Origin of the sequence: Kitasatospora sp. NPDC059160 (genome assembly GCF_042755465.1) — a bacterium.
GTDB lineage: Bacteria > Actinomycetota > Actinomycetes > Streptomycetales > Streptomycetaceae > Kitasatospora.
Genome location: NZ_JBHZCN010000015.1, coordinates 65,239 through 85,029, shown reverse-complemented (window position 1 = coordinate 85,029; position 19,791 = coordinate 65,239). Strand labels below are relative to the sequence as shown.

Sequence of the window (19,791 nt, the reverse complement as noted above, 5' to 3'; positions counted from 1 at the left end):
GCCGCCGCCGTTTCAGCCGCCGCCGTCCCGGCCGCCGCCTCAGCCGCCGCCGTCCCGGCCGAGCGCCCGCACCCCGGAGGGCGTGACCGCGAGGTCCACCGGCAGGTCGTGCGGCTCGGCCGGCACCCGCTCCAGCAGCTCGTGCTCGTACAGCAGCACCGCCAGGACCGGCCGCGCCCCGGCCCGCTCCAGCCGGGCCAGCACCCGGTCGTAGCTGCCCCCGCCGCGGCCCAGCCGCAGCCCGGCGGCGTCCACCGCCAGGCCCGGCAGCAGCACCACCGAGGCCCCCGTGACGGCCTCCGGCCCGAGCCGCGGCCCGACCGGCTCCAGCAGCCCGCGCCCGGCCGCGGCCAGCGCCGCCGGCCCCGCGTACTCGGCCCAGTCCAGGTCGTTGTCGGGCAGCAGCACCGGCAGCAGCACCCGGACGCCGCTCTCCCGCAGCGCGTCCAGCAGCGGACGCGTCCCGGGCTCCGCGCCCACCGACACGTACGCGGCCACCGTGCTGCCCGGCGCGGCCAGTTCCCGCGCGTGTCCGGCCAGCGCGAGTGCCGCCCGCGCGCGCCCCTCGGCGGTGAGTGCGCGGCGCCGCGTCAACAGCCGTGTCCTCAGGTCGCTCTTCTCGTTGTGCACCGGATCCTCCACGTCCGAAAACCGTGACGCGCAGAGCCTGACACGCGAAAGGGCGCCCCGATTGTCCACCCCGTTGCTGGTCCAGGCCCTGGCCGCGCTGAGCGCCCCCGCGCTGGCCGGCGCCACCGTGCTCGGACTGCGCGCGCGCCGGGAGCGGGCCGGGGCGGCCGCCGACCGGGAACGGCTGACCGGCCGGATCGCCGAACTGGAGGAGCGCTGCGCCGAGCTGGAGCGGACCGCCTCCTGCGACCCGCTCACCGGCGTCTGGAACTACCGCCACCTGCAGCTCACCCTGGACCGGGAGATCGAACGGGCCCGCCGCGCCGAGCACACCGGCCAGGCCGAGGGCCCGCGCCCGCTGGCCGTCCTGCTGCTGGAGATCGCCGGCTTCGACGCGGTGCTCGCCGAGCACGGCCGGGCCCGCGGCAACGCGATACTGCGCGACCTCGCCCAGCGGCTCGCCATGGAGATCCGCCGCGCCGACACCCTGGGCCGCTACAGCGGCGAGGAGTTCCTGGTGGTGCTCCCGGACACCGGCGCCGAGGGCGCCGCGCAGGTCGCCGAGCGGCTGGTCTGGTCGGTGCGCCGGCACCTGCTGCTCGACTGGTCCTCCGGCACCCGGGCGCCCCGTCCGGCCGGGGGCAACGGCCTGACCGCCGCCGTCGGCATCGCCGTGCTCCCCGAGGACGGCGCCCACGCGGCCGTCCTGCTGCGCTCCGCCGACGGGGCCCTGGCCGCCGCCCGCCGCGCCGGCGGCGACTGCTGGCGGCTGGCGCCGGGCCCCGGCCGCCCCGCCGGGCCCCGTGAGCAGCCCGCATCCGGGCCGGAGCGGGCGCCGACTCCCGAACGTGACCGTTCGGAAAAGCCGGGTAGTCTGTCGGCCTGTACCGGAGGGGACCCCCTGGCCCAGCCGGTCGCTTCCCATACGCCCGCCACCGTGGCCGTGCCCCGGGACGTGCTGTCCTAGCCGCCCGACCGCGCTCGGCCGGGCGAAAACGTGCCTGAGTAAGGTAAACGCATGACGACGACCACCTCCCGTATTCCGGTAACCAAGGCCGTGGTACCCGCGGCCGGACTGGGCACCCGCTTCCTCCCGGCGACCAAGGCCACCCCGAAGGAGATGCTGCCCGTCGTCGACAAGCCGGCCATCCAGTACGTCGTCGAGGAGGCCTCCGCCGCCGGCCTCTCCGACATACTGATGGTCACCGGCCGCAACAAGCGCGCGCTGGAGGACCACTTCGACCGCGCCTACGAGCTGGAGGAGCTCCTCGTCCGCAAGGGCGACGAGGACCGCCTGCGCCGGGTCCGCGAGTCCGTCGAGCTGGCCAACATGCACTACGTCCGCCAGGGCGACCCGAAGGGCCTCGGCCACGCCGTCTCCGTCGCGGAGCAGCACGTCGCCGGCCAGCCCTTCGCCGTCCTGCTCGGCGACGACCTGATCGACCCGCGCGACCCGCTGCTCGCCCGCATGATCGAGGTGCAGCAGGAGCTCGGCGGCTCGGTCGTCGCCCTCATGGAGGTCGACCCCTCCCAGATCCACCTCTACGGCTGCGCGGCCGTCAAGGCGAACGGCTTCGGCGAGGACGTCTTCCAGGTGACCGACCTGGTCGAGAAGCCCGAGCCGGGCGAGGCGCCCTCCAACTACGCCGTCATCGGCCGCTACGTCCTCGACCCGCTGGTCTTCGACGTGCTGCGCGAGACCCCGCCCGGCCGCGGCGGCGAGATCCAGCTCACCGACGCCCTGCGCGAGCTGACCACCCGCGACGCCGAGGCCGGCGGCCAGGTGCACGGCGTGCTCTTCAAGGGCCGCCGCTACGACACCGGCGACCGCGCCGACTACCTGCGCGCTATCGTCCGACTGGCCGCCGAACGCGAGGACCTGGGCCCGGAGTTCCGCTCCTGGCTGCGGGAGTTCGTCGGTTCCGAGCTGCAGGACTGATCTCACGACACAGAGAGCGAGCCGCCGATGACCCGGTCCACGGAGCACACCACCACCCCCGCAGCCTGCTGCGACGGGTCCGCGGACCGGGCACCGGCGGCTCCTCGCTTCTGGACGGTGGACGAGCACCGCGCCGACGTCCTGGCCGCGGTCGGCCCGCTGCCCGCGATCGAGCTCCAGCTGCTCGACGCCCAGGGCTGCCGACTGGAGGAGGACGTGGTCGCCGAGGGCGACCTGCCGCCCTTCGACAACAGCTCGATGGACGGCTACGCCGTCCGCACCGCCGACACCCGGGGCGCCACCGAGGCCTACCCCTCGGTGCTCGCCGTGGTCGGCGACATCGCGGCCGGCGCGGGCGACCTGCCCAGGGTCGGCCCCGGCCGGGCCGCCCGGATCATGACCGGCGCCCCGGTGCCGCCCGGCGCCCAGGCGGTCGCCCCGGTCGAGTGGACCGACGGCGGCACCGGCACCGGGACGGCCGCCGCCGCGATGACCGCGCCGGTGCCGGACGAGGAGGTCCGGGTGCTGCGCCCGGTCGCCGAGGGCGCCCACATCCGCCGCCGCGGCAGCGACGTCGCCGCCGGCACCACCGTCCTGGAGGCCGGCACCCGGCTCGGCCCCACCCAGCTCGGCCTGCTCGCCGCGATCGGCCGGGCCACCGTGAAGGTCCGCCCGCGGCCCCGGGTCGTGGTGCTCTCCACCGGCAGCGAGCTGGTCCAGCCCGGCGAGCCGGTCGGGCCCGGGCAGATCTCCGACTCCAACAGCTTCACCCTCACCGCGGCCGCCCAGGAGGCCGGCGCCATCGCCTTCCGGGTCGGTGCCGTCCCCGACGACGCCGACCGGCTGCGCGCCGTGCTGGAGGAGCAGCTCGGCCGGGCCGACCTGATCGTCACCAGCGGCGGGGTCAGCGTCGGCGCGTACGACGTGGTCAAGGAGGTCTTCGAGTCCTACGGGGGAGTCGACTTCCGCAAGCTGCGGATGCAGCCCGGCAAGCCCCAGGGCTTCGGCCGGATCGGCGGCGCGGCCGGGGTGCCGCTGCTCGCCCTGCCGGGCAACCCGGTGAGCGCCTACATCTCCTTCGAGCTCTTCGTCCGCCCGGTGATCCGCACCATGCTGGGCGCGACCGACGTCCACCGCCCGGTGGTGCGCGCGCTCTGCCCGTCCGCGCTGCGCTCCCCGGCCGGGCGCCGGCAGTTCCTGCGCGGCCGGTACGCGGCGGACGGCACCGTGCGGCCGGTGGGCGCCGCCGACTCGCACCTGGTCGGGGCGCTGGCCCGGGCGAACTGCCTGATCACCGTTCCCGAGGAGGTCACCGAGCTGCCCGCCGGCAGCGAGGTCGACGTGGTGCTGCTGGACTCCTGAGCGTTCCGCGGGCGGCGGGTCAGCAGCGCCCCGGGGCGAGCGGGCGGCGGCAGAGCGGTACGGTAGCGCGGTATTCGACCTGCGCGCCCCTGGAGTTACCCGTGACGACACCGAATCCCGGCGACCGCCTCACCCACGTCGACGACCGGGGCGCCGCCCGGATGGTCGACGTCTCCGAGAAGGCCGCCACCGCGCGCACCGCCGTCGCGGCCGGGCGGGTCAGGGTCTCGCCGCGGGTGGTGGCGCTGCTGCGCGGCGAGGGCGTGCCCAAGGGCGACGCCCTCGCGGTGGCCCGGATCGCCGGGATCATGGGCGCCAAGCGGACCCCGGACCTGATCCCGCTCTGCCACCCGATCGCGGTCTCCGGCGTCGAGGTCGACCTCACCGTCGGCGACGACGCGGTCGAGATCACCGCCACCGTGCGCACCGCCGACCGCACCGGTGTCGAGATGGAGGCGCTGACCTCGGTGACGGTCGCCGCGCTGACCGTGATCGACATGGTCAAGGCGGTCGACAAGGGCGCGAGCATCGAGTCCGTCCGGGTGCTCAGCAAGACCGGCGGCAAGAGCGGCGACTGGTTCGCGCCGGAGGTTTCGGCGTGAGCGAGCGGAGCGAGCGAGCCGTCAAGAGGTGCGGATGGGCGAATGCCCCTGCCGAGCGAAGCGAGGTGGGCGCATGAAGGCGCTCGCGGTGACGGTCTCCAACCGGGCCTCGGCCGGGGTGTACGAGGACAAGGGCGGCCCGCTGCTGGTGGCGGGTCTGACCGCGATGGGCTTCACCGTCGACGGCCCGCGGGTCGTCCCGGACGGCGAGCCGGTCGAGGCCGTCCTGCGCGAGGCCGTCGCCGCCGGCTACGACGTGGTGCTGACCACCGGCGGCACCGGCATCTCGCCGATGGACCTCACCCCCGAGATGACCGCCCGGGTGATCGACCGGCAGGTCCCCGGCATCGCCGAGGCCGTCCGCGCGTACGGCCGCGACAAGGTGCCGACCGCGGCGCTCTCCCGCGGGCTGTCCGGGCTCGCCGGACGTACCCTGATCGTCAACCTGCCGGGTTCGACCGGCGGCGTCAAGGACGGTCTGGCCGTCCTGGAGCCGCTGCTCGCGCACGCCGTCGACCAGCTCGGCGGCGGGGACCACCCCCGGCCCGACGCACCGGCTTTCGGGACCGAAGCATCGAGGAGAGGGCACTGAACGCCGGCTGGCCGGTAGAACTCCACGAGGGGGAGGTCGTGCTGCGCCCGATCCGGGCCCGCGACCAGCGCGAGTGGCAGGAGGTGAGCCGCCGCAACCGGGACTGGCTGCGGCGCTGGGAGGCCACCGTGCCGCCCGGCCCGGCCGGCCAGGCCGCCGGGCCCCGCCCGACCTACCGGCAGATGGTCCGCTTCCTGCGCGGCGAGGCCTCGGCGGGCCGGATGCTGCCCTTCGTGGTGCTCCACAAGGGCCAGCTGGTCGGCCAGTTGACCGTCGGCGGGATCACCTGGGGCTCGATGTGCTCGGCCAACGTCGGCTACTGGATCGACGAGGCGGTGGCCGGCCGGGGCATCATGCCGACGGCCGTGGCGCTGTCGGTGGACCACTGCTTCCACACCCTCGGACTGCACCGGATCGAGGTCTGCATCCGCCCGGAGAACGGCCCGAGCCGACGGGTGGTGGAAAAGCTCGGCTTCCGTGCGGAGGGAATGCGCCCGCGCTATCTCCACATCGACGGGGACTGGCGGGACCACCTGGTCTACGCCCTGACCGCCGAGGAGGTCCCGGAGGGGATGCTGGAGCGCTGGCGGGCGCTCAGTTCCGGGCGCGAGCCACGTAATTGAATATTTGTTCGAAAGAAATATCGATATGGCATCGGCGCGGTGGCGGACCGTCACAAACACCGGCAAAATAGTCGGAGAATCAGCTTGATCACACGACACGCCGCGCCAAATTGCTGCCGGGCCTTCCCCGTCGCCCGTACGGTGTGAATCGTGAGCAGTAGCGGCCTTATCTACGCCGTCATCGTAGGGGCCTGGGCCGCCTATCTGGTGCCCATGTGGCTCCGCAGGCAGGACGAACTCAACGAGGCGCGCCCGACGGAACGCTTCAGCACCGCCATCCGCCTGCTGGCCGGGCGTTCGGCGCTGGAGCGACGGGCAGCCCGGGCCCTGGGTGACGAATCGCGTGACGACGAGCACAGCAGCGACGGCCCCCCCGAGCGGGACGCGGCCGACTCCGGCGACCCCGCCGTGCGGGAGCCCGAACCACCGGTGGAGCGGCCGGCCGAACGGCCGGCCCCGGTGCGGCAGGTCGGGTCCGAGCGCCGGGCGCTGCTGCTGGCCCGTCGGCGCCGGATGGTCACCGCCCTCTTCCTGGCCTTCGCGCTCGGCGCGGTGGTCGCCGCGGTGGCGGGCCTGGCCTTCCTCTGGGTCCCGGCCGTGCCGGCGGTCCTGCTCACCCTCTACATCGGCCACCTGCGCAAGTTGGAGCGCCAGCGGTACGAGGTGAAGCTGGACCGCGACCGGGCCGCCCAGGCGGCCGAGCGGCTGCGCCAGCGCGAGCGGCAGCGCGCCGAGGCCCCGGCGGACGACCGGCCGACGGTCGAGGCGCCCACCCCGGACGACGACGCCCCGCCCGCGCCCGCCGGGCACCGCTCCGGCCGCCGTCCGCACCTGCGGCTGGCCGCCGATCCGGAGCAGGCCACCGTCGCGGTGCCGTCCGCCTCCGCGGTGGCCGAGGCGACCGAGCACGAGGAGTGGGTCGACGGCATGCGCGAGCGCGGTGCGGCCGGCCCCGACTCCTGGGAGCCGGTGCCCGTCCCGCTGCCGACCTACGTCACCGCGCCGGTCGCCCCCCGGGTCTCCCGCGGCCTGGACCTCTCGGCCCCCGGCACCTGGACCGCCGGCCGGCCCGCCGAGTCCCGCACCACCCCGCTGTTCGACCAGTACGCCGAAGCCCCGGCTCCGCAGTCCCGCCCCCGCGCGGCCAACGAATGACCGCCGTGACCGCCCCCGACCAGGGGGGTGGTCACGGACCCCCTCCGAAAGGTGCTAGAGTTTCTTCTCGTTGGGGCTGTGGCGCAGTCCGGTAGCGCACCTCGTTCGCATCGAGGGGGTCAGGGGTTCGAATCCCCTCAGCTCCACCCAACGGACCGGTTCCGATCGGCCCAGCAAATCCCGCCGGGAGTTCAACTCCCGGCGGGATTTCGCGTTTTGACGCCCCGAAGCCCCGGGCCGCCCGCTCCGTGACCGAGCTCACAGCGCCCCCGCCGGGCGGAATTCGTTGTGCTTCCGGGCCCAGGGGGCTCTCAGAGGGGTCGGTTATGGTGGGTGGGCCCAGACGGTGACGAGGGAACGATCTGGTCTATCTCAACGGGGTGCCATCGCGGTGCGCGAGTTCGGTCTGACACGGTGGACGCGACAGGCGGACCCGGAGGGGCCCGAGGGCGGCCCGGCGAGCGGAAGACCGAATTCCTGGACCATCGCGGCGGCCTGCGTGGCCGTGCTGTCGGTGGCGGCCTTGGTCCTCCAGCGCCACCTGCACGGGGCGAACATGGTCGACATGCTCGTCTACCGGGCCGAGGGCCAGGCCGTGGTCAACGGCGACGACCTGTACGCGATGCGGCTGCCCGGCTGGGACCTCCCGGCCACCTACCCGCCGTTCGCCGCGATGCTGTTCGTGCCGAGCACCTGGTTCGACGTGAGCCCGCTGCGGATCCTGGTGACGCTCGGCAACTACGCGCTGCTCGGCCTGGCCGTGCACCTGTCGCTCAAGCTGGCCGGCTGGCCCGCCCGGCGCTACCGGACGGCGGCCACCGTCCTCGCCGCCGGCCTCGCGGTCTGGCTGGAGCCGGTCTACACCACCTTCCAGTACGGCCAGGTCAACCTGGGCATCCTCTGCCTGGTGCTGTGGGACCTCACCCGCCCGGACCGCAGCCGGTCCAAGGGCGTGGGCATCGGCCTCGCCACCGCGATCAAGATCACCCCGGGGCTGTTCACCGTCTACCTGTTCCTGACCGGCCGGACCAGGGCCGCCCTGGTCTCCATCGCCACCTTCCTGGCGGCCGGCCTGGTCGGCTGGGCCGTGCTGCCGGACGCCTCGTACGGGTTCTGGGCCAAGTACCTGTGGGACCCGAGCCGGGTCGGCGTCACCGTGCTGGTCGACAACCAGTCGCTGCGCGGGGCCGTCTGCCGGCTGCTCGACGTCAACGACCCCGGCACGGTCGGGCTGATCGCCTCCGCGCTGGTCGCCACGCTCGGGCTCGGGGTGGCCGTGCTCGCCGGGCGCTCCGCCCGGGTGCTGCGCCGGGCCGACGCCTGGGGCGGCGTCTGCGCCGCCCTCACCGCGCTGCTGGTCTCGCCGATCAGCTGGACCCACCACTGGGTGTGGTGCCTCCCGCTGATCGCCCTGCTGGCCGCGGAGGCCCGCAGCGCCGGCCGGCGGGTGCTGCTCGGCGTGACGCTGGCGGTGTTCCTCTCCCACGTGATGTGGGTCGTGCCGCACCGCTGGGGCCGCGGCGTCGCCTGGTACTGGCAGCTGCCCGGCTCGATCTACCCGCCGCTGGCGGTCGCCGTCCTGGTCGTCATCGGCCTGCGGCTGTACCGGGCCCGGCGGCAGGCCGTGGACGCCTCGGCCGGCGCCTGGGCGCTGCTCGGCGCCAAGCTCGACCACGACCCCGACGCCCGCAAGCACGACGACGCCCGCAAGCACGACGACGACCGCGACCGCGACCCCGCCCTGAGCAACCGGACCTGACGGACCGGACCTCACGGACCAGAGACGGACCAGAGCCGACGTGACCACCCAGACCGCGACCCCGCCGACGACCCGGGCCGCCGTACCCGCCGCCGCCCGCCGGGCCGCGGCCGTCCTGGGCCCGCCCGCCCGGCGCACCGTGCTGCTCAGCCTGCTGTGCTTCGCGGTGATGTGCGCCATCGGGATGCAGGGCTGGCTCTCCGTCTCGCTCGGCGGCTTCGACCTCGGCATCTTCGACCAGGGCGTGCGCGGCTACGCCCACTTCGGGCTGCCGGTCTCGACGCTGAAGTACTACCACCACGAGTTCCCGCCCGGGTTCTCGCTGCTCGGCGACCACTTCTCCCCGGTCCTGGCGCTGCTCGCGCCGCTGTACTGGATCTGGGACGACCCGCGCTCGCTGATCATCGGGCAGGCGCTGCTGTTCGCGCTCGGGGTGCCGCTGATCCGCCGGATCGCCGCGCACTCCTTCGCCGCCGCCGAGCCGCGCACCGCCCGTCGGGCCGCGGACCTGGCCGGGCTGGTCTACGCGCTCGGCTGGCCGCTGCTGGTCGCCTCCCGGGTCGGCTTCCACGAGGTGGCCTTCGCCGTCCCGCTGACCCTGCTGATGCTGGAGCGCGGCCTGGCCCGCCGCTACGGCACGGTGGTGCTCGCCGCGGTGCTGCTGTGCTGCACCAAGGAGGACCTCGGCCTGCTGGTCGGCGCGTACGGGCTGGTGCTGCTGCTGCGCACCCGCCGCACCGGGGACCGCGCGGGGCGCCTGACCGGACTGGGACTGCTGCTCGGCGGCCCCGTCGCCTCGGCGGTGGCGATCAAGTGGCTGATCCCGGCGATGGGCGGCGAGCCGGGCTACTACTGGAACTACAAGGCGCTCGGCGACGACGGCGGCCAGGCGGTCACCCACCTGCTGCACAACCCCTTCCTGCTGGTGCAGACCGCCTTCGACCAGCCGTTGAAGCCGCTGCTGCTGCTCTGGCTGTTCGGCACCGTGTTCCTGCTGCCGCTGCGCTCGGCGACCGTGCTGTGCCTGCTGCCGCTGCTGGCCGAACGGATCCTCTCCAGCAACCCCAACCACTGGTCGATCGCCCGGCACTACGACTCGATGCTCTGGCCGGTCCTGCTGACCGCGAGCCTCGAGGTGCTGGGCCGGCTGAGCGGCACCGGGCGGCCCGAGCGGACCCGGCGACGGGCCCGGCTGCTGGGCCTGGGCACGGTCGGGGTGGCGCTGGTGGCGGCGGTGCCGATCGGGCTGCTGCAACTGGCCGTACCGTCCTCCTGGGAGCCCAGGGCGAGCGAGGCCGCGCTGGTCCGGGCGGCCGCGCTGATCCCGGACGGCGCCTCGGTGGAGGCCGACAACCAGATCGCGCCGCGGCTGACCGCCAGGACGGACGTGGTGCTGGTGGACGGGACACCGCGCGGGCGCGAGTACGTGCTGACCCGCTCCGACAAGCGGTCCTTCCCCTTCAAGACCGACAAGGAGCAGGCCGACCGGATCCAGCTGCTGCTGGCGCACGGGTACCGGCAGCTCTGGGCCGAGGACGGGGTGGTGCTGCTGCACCGCGAGGGCGACCAGCCGATCCCGGGTGAGCACGTGCCGGGGCCGGGCAGCAAGCCGGTCCAGGACGAGGTGCCGTCCGACGTGGGGCACAACCTGTTCAAGGGCTGATCCGCGCGCCGTCACGGGCCGGTCCGCGCACCGTCCGCCCGGACGACGGCCACCGGGCAGGGCGCGTGGTGCAGGCAGTACTGGGCGACGGTGCCCAGCGGGGCGTCCGGCGGGGTGGAGTGGCCGCGGTTGCCGAGGACGAGCAGGGCGGCGCCGGCCGCGGCGGCGACCAGGGCGGGCCCGGGCGGCCCGGCCTTGAGCCGGCGGTCCAGCCGGAGCCCGCAGTCCAGCCGGAGACCGCAGTCGGCGGCCGCCTCGTCGAGGATCTCCGCGGCGCGGCGCTCCGGTTCGAAGCCGTCCAGGGCCGGCGGCACCAGGCCGTGCTCGCCGAACAGGCAGGGGAAGTCCCAGACCGCCACCGCCTCCAGCGGGCCGCCGGTGCGGCGGGCCAGGCGGGCCGCCCAGCGGACCGCGGCGCGGGCGGGGGCGGAGCCGTCCACGCCGACCACGATCCGGCCGCGCGGCTGCACCCTTCGATCGTAGACGCGGTCGAGGGCCGGCCGGAAGGTGTGCGGCCCGCCCGCCACGGGGTGGGGCGGGGCTAAGGGCCCGCCGCGGAGTGGCCGTGGGGGTGGTGCGAGCCCGGGGGGGGGGCCCCCCCCCCCCCCCCCACACCCGCCCCCCCGCGCGGCGCCCCGGGCGCCGGGGCGCCCCCCCCCCCCCCGACGGGTGGGGCCGGGACTACGGGCGCTCGGCGTAGTGGCCGTGCTGGTGGTGCGAGCCCTGGGGCGGGACGGCGCCGTGGTGGCCGGGGCGGTGGCCGCGCGGGTGCCGGGTCAGGTGGTAGCCGAGGATGCCGGCCAGGGCGGCCAGGAAGCCGCCGCCGATGGTCCAGTACCAGCGGCTGTTCCAGCCGGAGAACCAGCCGGTGTACCAGTGGTCCTGCTCCGCGACCGGGGCCGCGGCCCGGGCCGTGCTCGCGCCGCCGCCGACCGGCGGGACCAGCGGCGCCTTGAGCGCGCCGCCCTCGGGCTGGGCGTTGTCGGCGTTGCCCTTGGCGGCGACGTGCAGCTGGGTGGTGGCGGCCAGGCCGAGGTCGGGCTGCGGGGCGTCGGTGACCGAGAGCCGGACGTAGTAGGTGCCGGGCAGCGGGTCGCCGGACCACGGCTCGGCCCAGGTGCGGACCTCGCGCAGGGTGCAGTTCAGCGCCAGCGAGGTGGTGTTCTGGTCGCCGGTGGCGTTCTGGGTGCCGGCGGTGCAGGCCTGGCGGCGGCGCAGCCCGTCGAAGACCTCGACGCTCCAGGTCTGCGGGCCGTGCCGGTCGGCGGCCGGGGCCAGCTTGACGGTCAGGCTGACCGTCGGGGTCTGGCCCTCGGAGGCGCCGAACGCCCAGTAGAGGTAGTCGCCGGTGGAGACGGCGACATCGGCGTCCTGGCCGGGGGAGAGGTTGACCGCGGTCAGGAAGGAGGTGCCGGCCTTGGTGGCCGGGGCCGGGGTGCCGCTCGCGGTCGCCGTCGGGGACGGCGAGGCGGCGGAGGCGGCCGGGGCGGCCGGGGCGCCCAGCGCGAGGGCGGGCAGCAGGGCGAGGGCGGCGAGGGCGCCGCGGATCGTCGTACGCATGATCAGTTCTCCCGCCAGACGGCGATCCGCCAGCGTGCGATCCAGCCGGCGAGCAGGCCGAGGACCAGGCCGGCCAGGGTGAGGGTGAGCAGCAGGATCCAGCCGCGGCCGAGGCCCATGGCGGCGCCCTCGGGGGCGGGCGAGGCGGAGGCGAGGTCCACGGTCAGCTCCAGCGGCATGCCGGGGTCGGCCTGGACGCCGGACTGCGGGGCCAGCGAGTTGCTGACCACCAGGCAGACGGTGGTGTCCGGCTTGTCCTTCGCGGAGGCGGTGGGGCTCGCGGTGACGTAGCCCTTGGAGTCGTTGGTGGACCAGCGCAGGCCGGTGGAGATCACGTCGGCGCGGGCGCTGCCGGCGTCGGTGCCGCGGACCAGTTCCTGGCCGGCGGCGCTGGTGGCCTGGAGCAGGACGCCGTAGTCCCGGGCCACCGCGCGGTCGAGGCCGACGCTGACCGAGGCGCGCAGTTCCTGGCCGGACTTGACCGGGACCTTGTAGACGCGGTGCTCGGAGAACTTCTCCCGGTCGCTGTAGACGCCGGGGGTGAGCACCGGGGCGCTCTCGCACCTGTCGGTGCCGGCGGTCTTGGACGGGGTCACCGTGTAGGTGTCGTTGGAGCGGTCGACCAGCTGCTTCACCTTGTCGGTGAGCTGCTGGGGGGTGCGGACGTCGGTGTAGGTGCCGCCGGTCGCGTTGGCGATGCAGAGCAGCTGCTGACGGGTCTTGTCGTCGTGCGCCAGGCCGAGGGTGTCGACCACCAGGTGGATGCCCTGGGAGGCGAGTTCGCGGGCGACGTCGCACGGGTCGGGCGGGGTGCAGGTGTCCTCGCCGTCGGTGATCAGGACGATCCGGCGGGTGGCGTCGCCCTTGCCGAGGTCCTGGGCCGCGCCGCGCAGGGCGAGGCCCATCGGGGTCCAGCCGGTGGGGCGCAGGGTGGCGACCGCGGTCTTGGCCTCGACCTTGTTGGTCTTTCCGACCGGGAAGAGCTGCTTGGTGTCCTGGCAGCCGATGTTCTTGTCGTTGCCGGGGTAGGTGGCGCCGAGGGTGCGGATGCCGAACTCGGTCTCCGCGGGCAGGGCGTCGATCACCTCGTTCAGCGAGTTCTGGGCCACCGAGATGCGGCTCTTGCCCTGGATGTCGGCGGTGTTCATGGAGCCGCTGACGTCCAGGATCAGGTCGACCTTGGGGGCCTCCTTCGGTGCGGGGGAGGCGCCGGCTGATGGTTCGTCGGCGTGGGCGGGCAGGCCGAGGAGCAGCGAGGCGCCCGTTATCGCCAGGGCGGCCAGCAGGCTGCCGAGCCTGGTCTTCGGTCGTCGTCCGGTATTCACCCGGCCGATCCTAGGGATCATCAGTTCGTCAAGGCCAAACGAGACCGGACGGTGCACCCGCCCGCCCCGGCGTGAACTCCGGCGTGCGGGGCAGGGTTTGCCGGACGCGGTGCTGACGTCGGCCTTACCCGCGCTGGATAGCCTTCGGGGGACCGGATGGAGGCGGGGTGCGGATGGAGCTGACCGCGGTCGGCAAGCGGTACGGGCGGGGCGGGCGGTGGATCCTGCGGGACGTCGGACTGGTCGTCGGGCCGGGGGAGTTGGTGCGGATCTCCGGGGCGAACGGGAGCGGCAAGTCGACGCTGCTGCGGCTGGCGGCCGGGATCGAGCGGCCGAGCACCGGCCGGGTGGTGCGGCCCGGGTCGGCGGCGTACGTGCCGGAGCGGTTCCCGCCGGCGCTGCCGTTCGACGCGGCCTCGTACCTGGTGCGGGTGGGCCGGGTGCACGGGCTGTCGGCGGGGGAGGCGCGGCGGCGGTCGGGGCAGTGGCTGGACCGGTTCGGCATCGCGGACCGGGCGGGCACCCCGTTGAGCCGGTTGTCCAAGGGCACCTGTCAGAAGGTGGCGGTGGTGCAGGCGTTGATCGCCGAGCCTCGGGTGCTGCTGCTGGACGAGGCCTGGACCGGGCTGGACCCGCGGGCGCGGGCGGTGCTGGACGACGCGGCCGCCGAGCGGGCGGCGGCGGGTGGCGCGGTGCTGTTCGTGGACCACGACCCGGCCCGGCTGGCCGGGCGGACCAGCGCCGCCTACCGGGTGGGCGCGGACGGCGGGCTGCGGCCGGTCGGGGAGGCGGTGCCGGTGCTGGACGGGGGGCCGGTGGTGGAGGTCGAGGTGGACCTCGCGGACGGTGCCCCGCTGCCGCGGCGGCTGCCCGGCGGGCCGGTGGTGACCGCGCTGGACGGTACGGCGGTGCGGCTGGAGGTGCCGGCCGGGCACTCGGACGCCCTGCTGCGCGGCCTGTTGCTGAGCCGCCCGGCGCTGCGGGTGCTGGCGGTGCGCCGGCGGGAGGAGGGGTGATGGGGCAGGTCGGGGCGCTGACCCGGTACCACCTGGAGCTGCTGGTGCGCTCGCACGCCTGGCTGCCGCCGTTCCTGGCGTTCGCGCTGGTGCTGGTGGTCGGGGTGACGCCGGGTGATCCGCTGCTGGGCGGGCTCGGGTTCGGGGCGGGGCTGCTGGTGCCGGTGAGCGCCTGGTGCGTGCGCGGTGTGCTGACGGCCGAGCCGCCGGCCTCGCGGGCCTGCCTGGTGGCGGTGGCGGGCCCGGTGCGGGTGCACCTGGGGGCGCTGCTGGCGGCGGTGACGGCGGGGCTGCTGCTGGCGGTGGGCGAGGTGGCGGCGCTGTGGTGGGTCGGCGGCGCGGTGGCCGACCCGGGGGCGGGGCGGGAGCCGGGTGTCGGCCGGGCGCTGCTGGCCGGGCTGGTGGCCTCGGTGGTCTGCGTGCTGCTGGGGGCGTCGGCCGGGGTGCTGGGCAACCGTCCGGTGCTGGTCCGCTCGCCGTACGGGATCCTGGCGGCGCTGGGGTCGGCCGCGGCGGCGCTGGTGCTGCCGGGTTCGCCGGCCAACGCGGCGGTGCGCGGGGTGGTGACGGCGGCCCGGACCGGGCGGGTGGCCGTGCCCTGGGGTGAACTGCTTTTCTCCGTCGTGCTGTTGGCCGTGTTCGGGGCGGGGGCGGCGGTGCTGGCCGGGCGGCGGCCGGAGTGAGGGGCGGCGGGCGCGGTCGTGGCAAAGGCGGACACACCGTGGCAAAGAGTCGATATATATGGATAGTGCTCGTTAGGGTGACGAACCGGGGCACCGGTGTCCGGACCCGGTCGGCCCCTTCGACTCCCGCCTCCCCCAGGACGGTCCGTGGCGACACCCTCCGCCGTGACGAGATCCGCGGCCCGGCCGGTCCGGCCGGTGCGGCCCCGGCGCACCACCGAGCTGGTGCTGGTGCTGGCCGCCGTCCTGATCGCCGTGTTCGGCTACGTCGAGGTCGGGGTGAACCTCGACGGGCGGGCGCCCGCCGACGCCGCCCAGTACGGGGCGGCGCTCGGCGTGCTCGCCCTGGCGGCGCACGGCGCGGTCCGCCTGCGGGCCCGGTACGCGGACCCGCTGCTGCTGCCGATCGCGGTGCTGCTGAACGGGATCGGCCTGGTGGTGATCTACCGCCTGGACCGGGCCACCCCCGGCCGGGAGGCCGCCTCCACCCAGCTGCTCTGGTCGGCCCTGGGGGTGGGGCTGTTCACCGCCGTGCTGCTGCTGGTGCGCGACCACCGGCGGCTGCGCCGCTACGCCCACGTCGGGGCGCTGCTGGCGCTGGTCCTGCTGGTGCTGCCGATCCTCTTCCCGCCGGTGTACGGCTCGCGGATCTGGATCGTGGTCGGGCCGCTGTCCTTCCAGCCGGGGGAGTTCGCCAAGATCCTGCTGGCGGTCTTCTTCGCCGCCTACCTCGCGGTGCACCGGGACGCGCTGGCGCTCACCGGCCGCCGGGTCTGGCGCTGGCAGCTGCCGCGCGGGCGGGTGCTCGGGCCGGTGCTGCTGATCTGGGCGGCCTTCGTCGGGGTGCTGGTGCTGGAGACCGACCTCGGGACGGCCCTGCTGTACTTCGGGCTGTTCGTGGTGATGCTCTACGTGGCCACCGCGCGCACCGGCTGGATCGCGATCGGGCTGGGCCTGGCGGCGGTCGGCGCGGTGACGGTGGGCTGGCTCTCGCCGCACGTGCACAGCCGGGTGGTGGACTGGCTGGACCCGCTGGGCTCGATCGCGGCGGGCCGGGGCGCCAACCAGATCGCCCAGTCGCTGTTCGCCTTCGCCTGGGGCGGAGAGCTGGGCACCGGACTGGGCGACGGGCACTCGGTGCTGATCGGTTTCGCCGCCAAGTCGGACTTCATCCTCGCCACCATCGGCGAGGAGCTCGGCCTGACCGGGCTGTTCGCGGTGTTCCTGCTGTACGCGGTGCTGGTCTCGCGCGGCTTCCGGACCGGCATCGCGCTGCGCGACCCGTTCGGGCGGCTGCTGGCGATCGGACTGGCCGCGATCGTCGGCCTCCAGGTGTTCGTGGTGGCGGGCGGGGTGCTGGCGCTGATCCCGCTGACCGGGATGACGATGCCGTTCATCGCCCAGGGGGGTTCGTCGGTGGTGACCAACTGGATCATCGTGGCGCTGCTGGTGCGGATGAGCGACGACGCCCGGCGGCCGGTCCCCGCGCCCGCGCCGCTCCCCGGGACCGCGCCCGGGACCGCGCCCGTGACCGGTCCGGAGCCGGGGCCCGGCGCCGGGCCGGAGGCGCGGTGATGGCCGGCCTCGGGCCGCGGGGCAACGGGCCGCAGGGGCTGCCCGGGATCTCGGTCACCGGGCGCCGGGCGGCCACCTTCTGCCTGCTGCTGGTCGGGGCGCTGTGCGTGCAGGCCACCCGGGTGCAGGTCTTCGAGGCCCGGGACCTGGACCGCAACAGCGCCAACCAGCGGCTGGTCGTCGAGCGCTACGCCCGGCCGCGCGGGGACGTCCTGGTCGACGGGCAGCCGGTGACCGGCTCCCGGCCCACCGGCGGCCGGTACGCCTACAAGCGCACCTACGCCGACGGGACGACGTACGCCGCCGTCACCGGCTTCTCCTCCCAGGCGTACGGCAACAGCCAGCTGGAGGGCACCGAGGACGGCCTGCTGAACGGCACCGACGGCCGGCTGACCGGCTGGTCGCTCCGGGACGCGCTCACCCGCCGGCGCAGCCCCGGCGGGAACGTCCTCACCACGATCGACCGGGCCGCCCAGCAGGCCGCGGTGCGCGGGCTCGGCGACCAGAAGGGCGCGGTGGTCGCGATCGAGCCGGCCACCGGGCGGATCCTGGCGCTGGCCAGCACCCCCTCCTACGACCCGGGCGACTTCGCCGGCTCGGCGGGGGCCGACCAGACGGCCTGGAACCGGCTGCAGGCCGACCCCGACCAGCCGATGCTCAACCGGGCGCTGCGCCAGACCTACCCGCCGGGCTCGACCTTCAAGGTGGTCACCGCCGCCGCGGCGCTGGCGGCCGGGGTGGTGACCGACCCGGACGCGCCGACCGACGCGCCCTTCCCGTACGTGCTGCCGGGGACGACCACGCCGCTGGTGAACGACAGCGCGGCCTGCGACCGGCCCGGGCTGTCGCTGGACGCGGCGATGACCGCCAGCTGCAACAGCGTGCTGGGCCACCTGGGGGTGCGGACGGGGGTGGAGAGGCTGGTGGCGACGGCCGAGGGCTTCGGCTTCAACGACCCGAAGCTGGACGTGCCGGTGCGCCCGGCCCGGTCGAACGTCGACACCGCGATGGACCCGGCGCAGCTGGCGCTCTCCTCGATCGGGCAGTTCGACACCGCGGCCACCCCGCTGGTGATGGCGATGGTCGCGGCCGGGGTCGCCAACGGCGGGACGGTGATGCGGCCGCGGCTGGTGGACCGGCTGACCAGGAGCGACGGCACCGTGGTCGAGGTGCGCGGGCCGGCCGTGTACCGGCAGGCGCTGACCCCGGCGGTGGCCGGGCAGCTGCGGAAGCTGATGACGGACGTGGTGGAGAACGGCACCGGCGGCAACGCCCGGATCCCCGGGGCGGTGGTCGGCGGCAAGACCGGTACCGCCCAGCACGGGGTGGACAACAGCGGGACGCCGTACGCCTGGTTCATCTCCTGGGCCGCGCCGGCCGGTTCGGCCGCCGTGGCGCCGGTCGCGGTGGCGGTGGTGGTCGCGGACAGTGACGCCACGGACGTCACGGGTGGCGCGCTGGCCGCCCCGATCGCCCGCTCGGTGATGCGGGCGGTGCTCGGCCGCTGACTCGGACAGGAGTGCTGACCTGGTCTTTTATCCGATGCCCGGAAGATCCGCCGCGTGCGAAGTGTCCGGTTTGTGAGCTCTGGTGCGCCGATTCGTACAATGCGCGGATCGGTATTGTTTGTTTGCGACACTGGCGCCTTTGCCGGGTACTGTCCCATGTTTGTTCGGTTGGTCCCCGAAGTCACCCCCCAGTACTCGGAGTGACCGGTCACCAGGACACCCTCCCCCGCCCAGAAGGACAGCAGTTTTGGCCAGCAACACCCTCGGTGCGCGTCTGCTGCGCCGCAAGCCCGTCTCGACCCTGCTCGCCGAGAGCGAGGGCCACGGCCTTCCGGCCGGCGCACCCGAGGAGGGCGGCCGCTCCGGCATCCACCTGCGCCGCTCGATCGGGCTCTGGCAGCTGTCCGCGATCGGCATCGGCGCCACCATCGGCACCGGCATCTTCTTCGTGCTCAACACGGCGGTGCCGTCGGCCGGTCCGGCGGTCATCCTGTCCTTCGTGATCGCCGCGGTCACCGCCGGGCTCACCGCGCTCTGCTACGCCGAGATGGCCTCCGCGATCCCGGTCTCCGGCTCCTCGTACTCCTACGCCTACGCGACCCTCGGCGAGGGCGTCGCCTTCGGCGTCGGGATCTGCCTGCTGATGGAGTACGGCGTCTCCGCCTCGGCGATCGCGGTGACCTGGGCCGAGTACCTGAACAAGTTCTTCGACCTGGCCTTCGGGTTCAAGATCCCCGAGCAGCTGTCCGGCGCGCCGGACAGCACCCACTGGTTCAACCTGCCGGCGCTGCTGCTGGTCGCCATGGTCTGCTTCCTGCTGATCCGCGGGGTCAGCGAGTCGGTGAAGGTCAACGCCGCCATGGTCGCGGTCAAGATCGTGATCCTGCTGCTGTTCATCGGCGTCGCGCTCACCGGCTTCCACTCCGGCAACCTGACCCCGTTCATGCCGCTCGGCATCGGCGGCGTGCAGGTCGCCGCGTCCAGCATCTTCTTCTCCTTCATCGGCCTGGACGCCGTGTCCACCGCCGGTGAGGAGGTCAAGAACCCGCGCCGGACCATGCCGATGGCGATCATCATCTCGCTGGTCGTGGTGACCCTGCTCTACATCCTGGTCGCGCTGGCCGGCATCGGCGCCCAGCCGTGGCAGAAGTTCGACGGCCAGGAGGCCGGGCTCGCCCAGATCCTCCAGGACATCACCGGCCAGAGCTGGCCCGCGATGATCTTCGCGGTCGGCGCGATCGTCTCGATCTTCAGCATCACGCTGGTGGTGATCTACGGGCAGACCCGCATCCTCTACTCGATGGGCCGCGACGGCCTGCTGCCCAGGCGCTTCGCCGAGCTCTCCCCGCGCACCGGCACCCCGGTCTGGAACACCCTGGTGGTCGGGCTCGGCGTGGGCGCGCTGGCCGCGTTCATCCCGCTGAACGTGCTGGCCGACATCACCAGCCTGGGCACCCTGATCGCCTTCTCGGTGGTCTCGATCGGCGTGATCGTGCTGCGCCGCACCCAGCCCGACCTGCCGCGCGGCTTCAAGGTCCCCGGCTACCCGGTCGTCCCGCTGCTCAGCGTCGGCTTCTGCGTCTACCTGATCACCGGCCTGCACGCCGACACCTTCCGGGCCGGGGCGATCGCCCTCGCCGTCGCCCTGGTCGTCTACTTCGGCTACAGCGTCAAGCACTCCCGCCTGGAGCGCGCCGAGCGGCCGGCCGTCCCGAGCGGGACCGGCACCGGCTGACCAGGGCGTCGGCCGCCGGGCCGTTATCCAATCGTGAAGGGCCGCCGCGTGGTACGACACCCGG

The 19,791-nt window shown here is 74.7% G+C and carries 18 protein-coding genes and 1 tRNA gene; 15 read left to right on the top strand and 4 right to left on the bottom strand.

The genetic code is table 11. The features are described from left to right. Positions 1–39: 39 nt before the first annotated feature. Entirely contained in the window at positions 40–630 is a 591-nt protein-coding gene (locus ACFXOZ_RS09205) for a 5-formyltetrahydrofolate cyclo-ligase (protein WP_380397549.1), read from the bottom strand. A gap of 61 nt (positions 631–691) precedes the next feature. On the opposite strand from ACFXOZ_RS09205, the gene ACFXOZ_RS09200 reads away from it, so the two are divergent. From ACFXOZ_RS09200 to ACFXOZ_RS09155, 10 genes are all read left to right on the top strand, one after another. After that, positions 692–1,597, top strand: a complete 906-nt coding sequence (locus ACFXOZ_RS09200) for a GGDEF domain-containing protein (RefSeq protein ID WP_375892758.1) — start codon at positions 692–694, stop codon at positions 1,595–1,597. A gap of 51 nt (positions 1,598–1,648) precedes the next feature. Further along, positions 1,649–2,569: a UTP--glucose-1-phosphate uridylyltransferase GalU gene (gene galU, locus ACFXOZ_RS09195; protein ID WP_270144670.1), complete on the top strand. Its 921-nt coding sequence runs from the start codon at positions 1,649–1,651 to the stop codon at positions 2,567–2,569. Positions 2,570–2,596: 27 nt separating this feature from the next. Further along, on the top strand, positions 2,597–3,931 hold the full coding sequence (gene glp / locus ACFXOZ_RS09190; protein WP_375892756.1) for a gephyrin-like molybdotransferase Glp: 1,335 nt from the start codon (positions 2,597–2,599) through the stop codon (positions 3,929–3,931). A gap of 161 nt (positions 3,932–4,092) precedes the next feature. Beyond that, a complete protein-coding gene (gene moaC / locus ACFXOZ_RS09185) occupies positions 4,093–4,533 on the top strand; it encodes a cyclic pyranopterin monophosphate synthase MoaC (protein ID WP_380524111.1) in 441 nt (146 codons plus the stop codon). 73 nt (positions 4,534–4,606) lie between these two features. Beyond that, positions 4,607–5,125: a molybdenum cofactor biosynthesis protein B gene (locus tag ACFXOZ_RS09180; protein ID WP_380588767.1), complete on the top strand. Its 519-nt coding sequence runs from the start codon at positions 4,607–4,609 to the stop codon at positions 5,123–5,125. Positions 5,126–5,163: 38 nt separating this feature from the next. Beyond that, positions 5,164–5,748, top strand: a complete 585-nt coding sequence (locus ACFXOZ_RS09175; protein ID WP_375892754.1) for a GNAT family N-acetyltransferase — start codon at positions 5,164–5,166, stop codon at positions 5,746–5,748. Between the two features lie 150 nt (positions 5,749–5,898). Beyond that, a complete protein-coding gene (locus ACFXOZ_RS09170; protein ID WP_380588764.1) occupies positions 5,899–6,903 on the top strand; it encodes a hypothetical protein in 1,005 nt (334 codons plus the stop codon). Positions 6,904–6,975: 72 nt separating this feature from the next. Further along, positions 6,976–7,049: transfer RNA gene (locus ACFXOZ_RS09165), tRNA-Ala, on the top strand. 353 nt (positions 7,050–7,402) lie between these two features. After that, complete coding sequence (locus ACFXOZ_RS09160; RefSeq protein ID WP_380588761.1) at positions 7,403–8,662, top strand: glycosyltransferase 87 family protein; 1,260 nt, start codon at positions 7,403–7,405, stop codon at positions 8,660–8,662. A 40-nt stretch (positions 8,663–8,702) separates the two neighbouring features. Continuing rightward, the gene (locus ACFXOZ_RS09155; protein WP_380588758.1) at positions 8,703–10,325 is read left to right on the top strand and encodes a DUF2079 domain-containing protein; all 1,623 of its coding nucleotides are present in this window, start codon (positions 8,703–8,705) and stop codon (positions 10,323–10,325) included. Positions 10,326–10,336: 11 nt separating this feature from the next. Here the strand turns inward: ACFXOZ_RS09155 and ACFXOZ_RS09150 are convergent, their stop codons facing one another. The 3 genes from ACFXOZ_RS09150 to ACFXOZ_RS09140 form a co-directional block, all read right to left on the bottom strand. Then, positions 10,337–10,795: a universal stress protein gene (locus ACFXOZ_RS09150; protein WP_380397559.1), complete on the bottom strand. Its 459-nt coding sequence runs from the start codon at positions 10,793–10,795 to the stop codon at positions 10,337–10,339. A gap of 211 nt (positions 10,796–11,006) precedes the next feature. Next, positions 11,007–11,885: a peptidase gene (locus ACFXOZ_RS09145; RefSeq protein ID WP_380588755.1), complete on the bottom strand. Its 879-nt coding sequence runs from the start codon at positions 11,883–11,885 to the stop codon at positions 11,007–11,009. Between the two features lie 2 nt (positions 11,886–11,887). After that, positions 11,888–13,210: a VWA domain-containing protein gene (locus tag ACFXOZ_RS09140; RefSeq protein WP_380588752.1), complete on the bottom strand. Its 1,323-nt coding sequence runs from the start codon at positions 13,208–13,210 to the stop codon at positions 11,888–11,890. Positions 13,211–13,383: 173 nt separating this feature from the next. On the opposite strand from ACFXOZ_RS09140, the gene ACFXOZ_RS09135 reads away from it, so the two are divergent. The 5 genes from ACFXOZ_RS09135 (at position 13,384) to ACFXOZ_RS09115 (ending at position 19,727) form a co-directional block, all read left to right on the top strand. Further along, a complete protein-coding gene (locus tag ACFXOZ_RS09135; protein ID WP_380588749.1) occupies positions 13,384–14,226 on the top strand; it encodes an ATP-binding cassette domain-containing protein in 843 nt (280 codons plus the stop codon). Beyond that, positions 14,226–14,909, top strand: a complete 684-nt coding sequence (locus ACFXOZ_RS09130; RefSeq protein ID WP_380397567.1) for an ABC transporter — start codon at positions 14,226–14,228, stop codon at positions 14,907–14,909. The genes ACFXOZ_RS09135 and ACFXOZ_RS09130 overlap by 1 nt, the downstream gene beginning before the upstream one ends. A gap of 165 nt (positions 14,910–15,074) precedes the next feature. Then, the gene (locus ACFXOZ_RS09125) at positions 15,075–16,484 is read left to right on the top strand and encodes an FtsW/RodA/SpoVE family cell cycle protein (protein ID WP_380588746.1); all 1,410 of its coding nucleotides are present in this window, start codon (positions 15,075–15,077) and stop codon (positions 16,482–16,484) included. After that, on the top strand, positions 16,484–17,992 hold the full coding sequence (locus tag ACFXOZ_RS09120) for a penicillin-binding transpeptidase domain-containing protein (RefSeq protein ID WP_380588743.1): 1,509 nt from the start codon (positions 16,484–16,486) through the stop codon (positions 17,990–17,992). Before ACFXOZ_RS09125 ends, ACFXOZ_RS09120 begins: the two co-directional genes overlap by 1 nt. Before the next feature lie 247 nt (positions 17,993–18,239). Continuing rightward, the gene (locus ACFXOZ_RS09115) at positions 18,240–19,727 is read left to right on the top strand and encodes an amino acid permease (RefSeq protein WP_380524027.1); all 1,488 of its coding nucleotides are present in this window, start codon (positions 18,240–18,242) and stop codon (positions 19,725–19,727) included. The last annotated feature ends 64 nt before the right edge of the window (positions 19,728–19,791 follow it).

What these genes read in the sequence shown, in the direction of transcription:
- galU (WP_270144670.1), top strand. Translation starts at nt 1,649, where the DNA reads ATGACGACGACCACCTCCCGTATTCCGGTAACCAAGGCCGTGGTACCC.
- glp (WP_375892756.1), top strand. Translation starts at nt 2,597, where the DNA reads ATGACCCGGTCCACGGAGCACACCACCACCCCCGCAGCCTGCTGCGAC.
- moaC (WP_380524111.1), top strand. Translation starts at nt 4,093, where the DNA reads ATGGTCGACGTCTCCGAGAAGGCCGCCACCGCGCGCACCGCCGTCGCG.
- ACFXOZ_RS09180 (WP_380588767.1), top strand. Translation starts at nt 4,607, where the DNA reads ATGAAGGCGCTCGCGGTGACGGTCTCCAACCGGGCCTCGGCCGGGGTG.
- ACFXOZ_RS09145 (WP_380588755.1), bottom strand. Translation starts at nt 11,885, where the DNA reads ATGCGTACGACGATCCGCGGCGCCCTCGCCGCCCTCGCCCTGCTGCCC.
- ACFXOZ_RS09135 (WP_380588749.1), top strand. Translation starts at nt 13,384, where the DNA reads ATGGAGCTGACCGCGGTCGGCAAGCGGTACGGGCGGGGCGGGCGGTGG.
- ACFXOZ_RS09130 (WP_380397567.1), top strand. Translation starts at nt 14,226, where the DNA reads ATGGGGCAGGTCGGGGCGCTGACCCGGTACCACCTGGAGCTGCTGGTG.
- ACFXOZ_RS09120 (WP_380588743.1), top strand. Translation starts at nt 16,484, where the DNA reads ATGGCCGGCCTCGGGCCGCGGGGCAACGGGCCGCAGGGGCTGCCCGGG.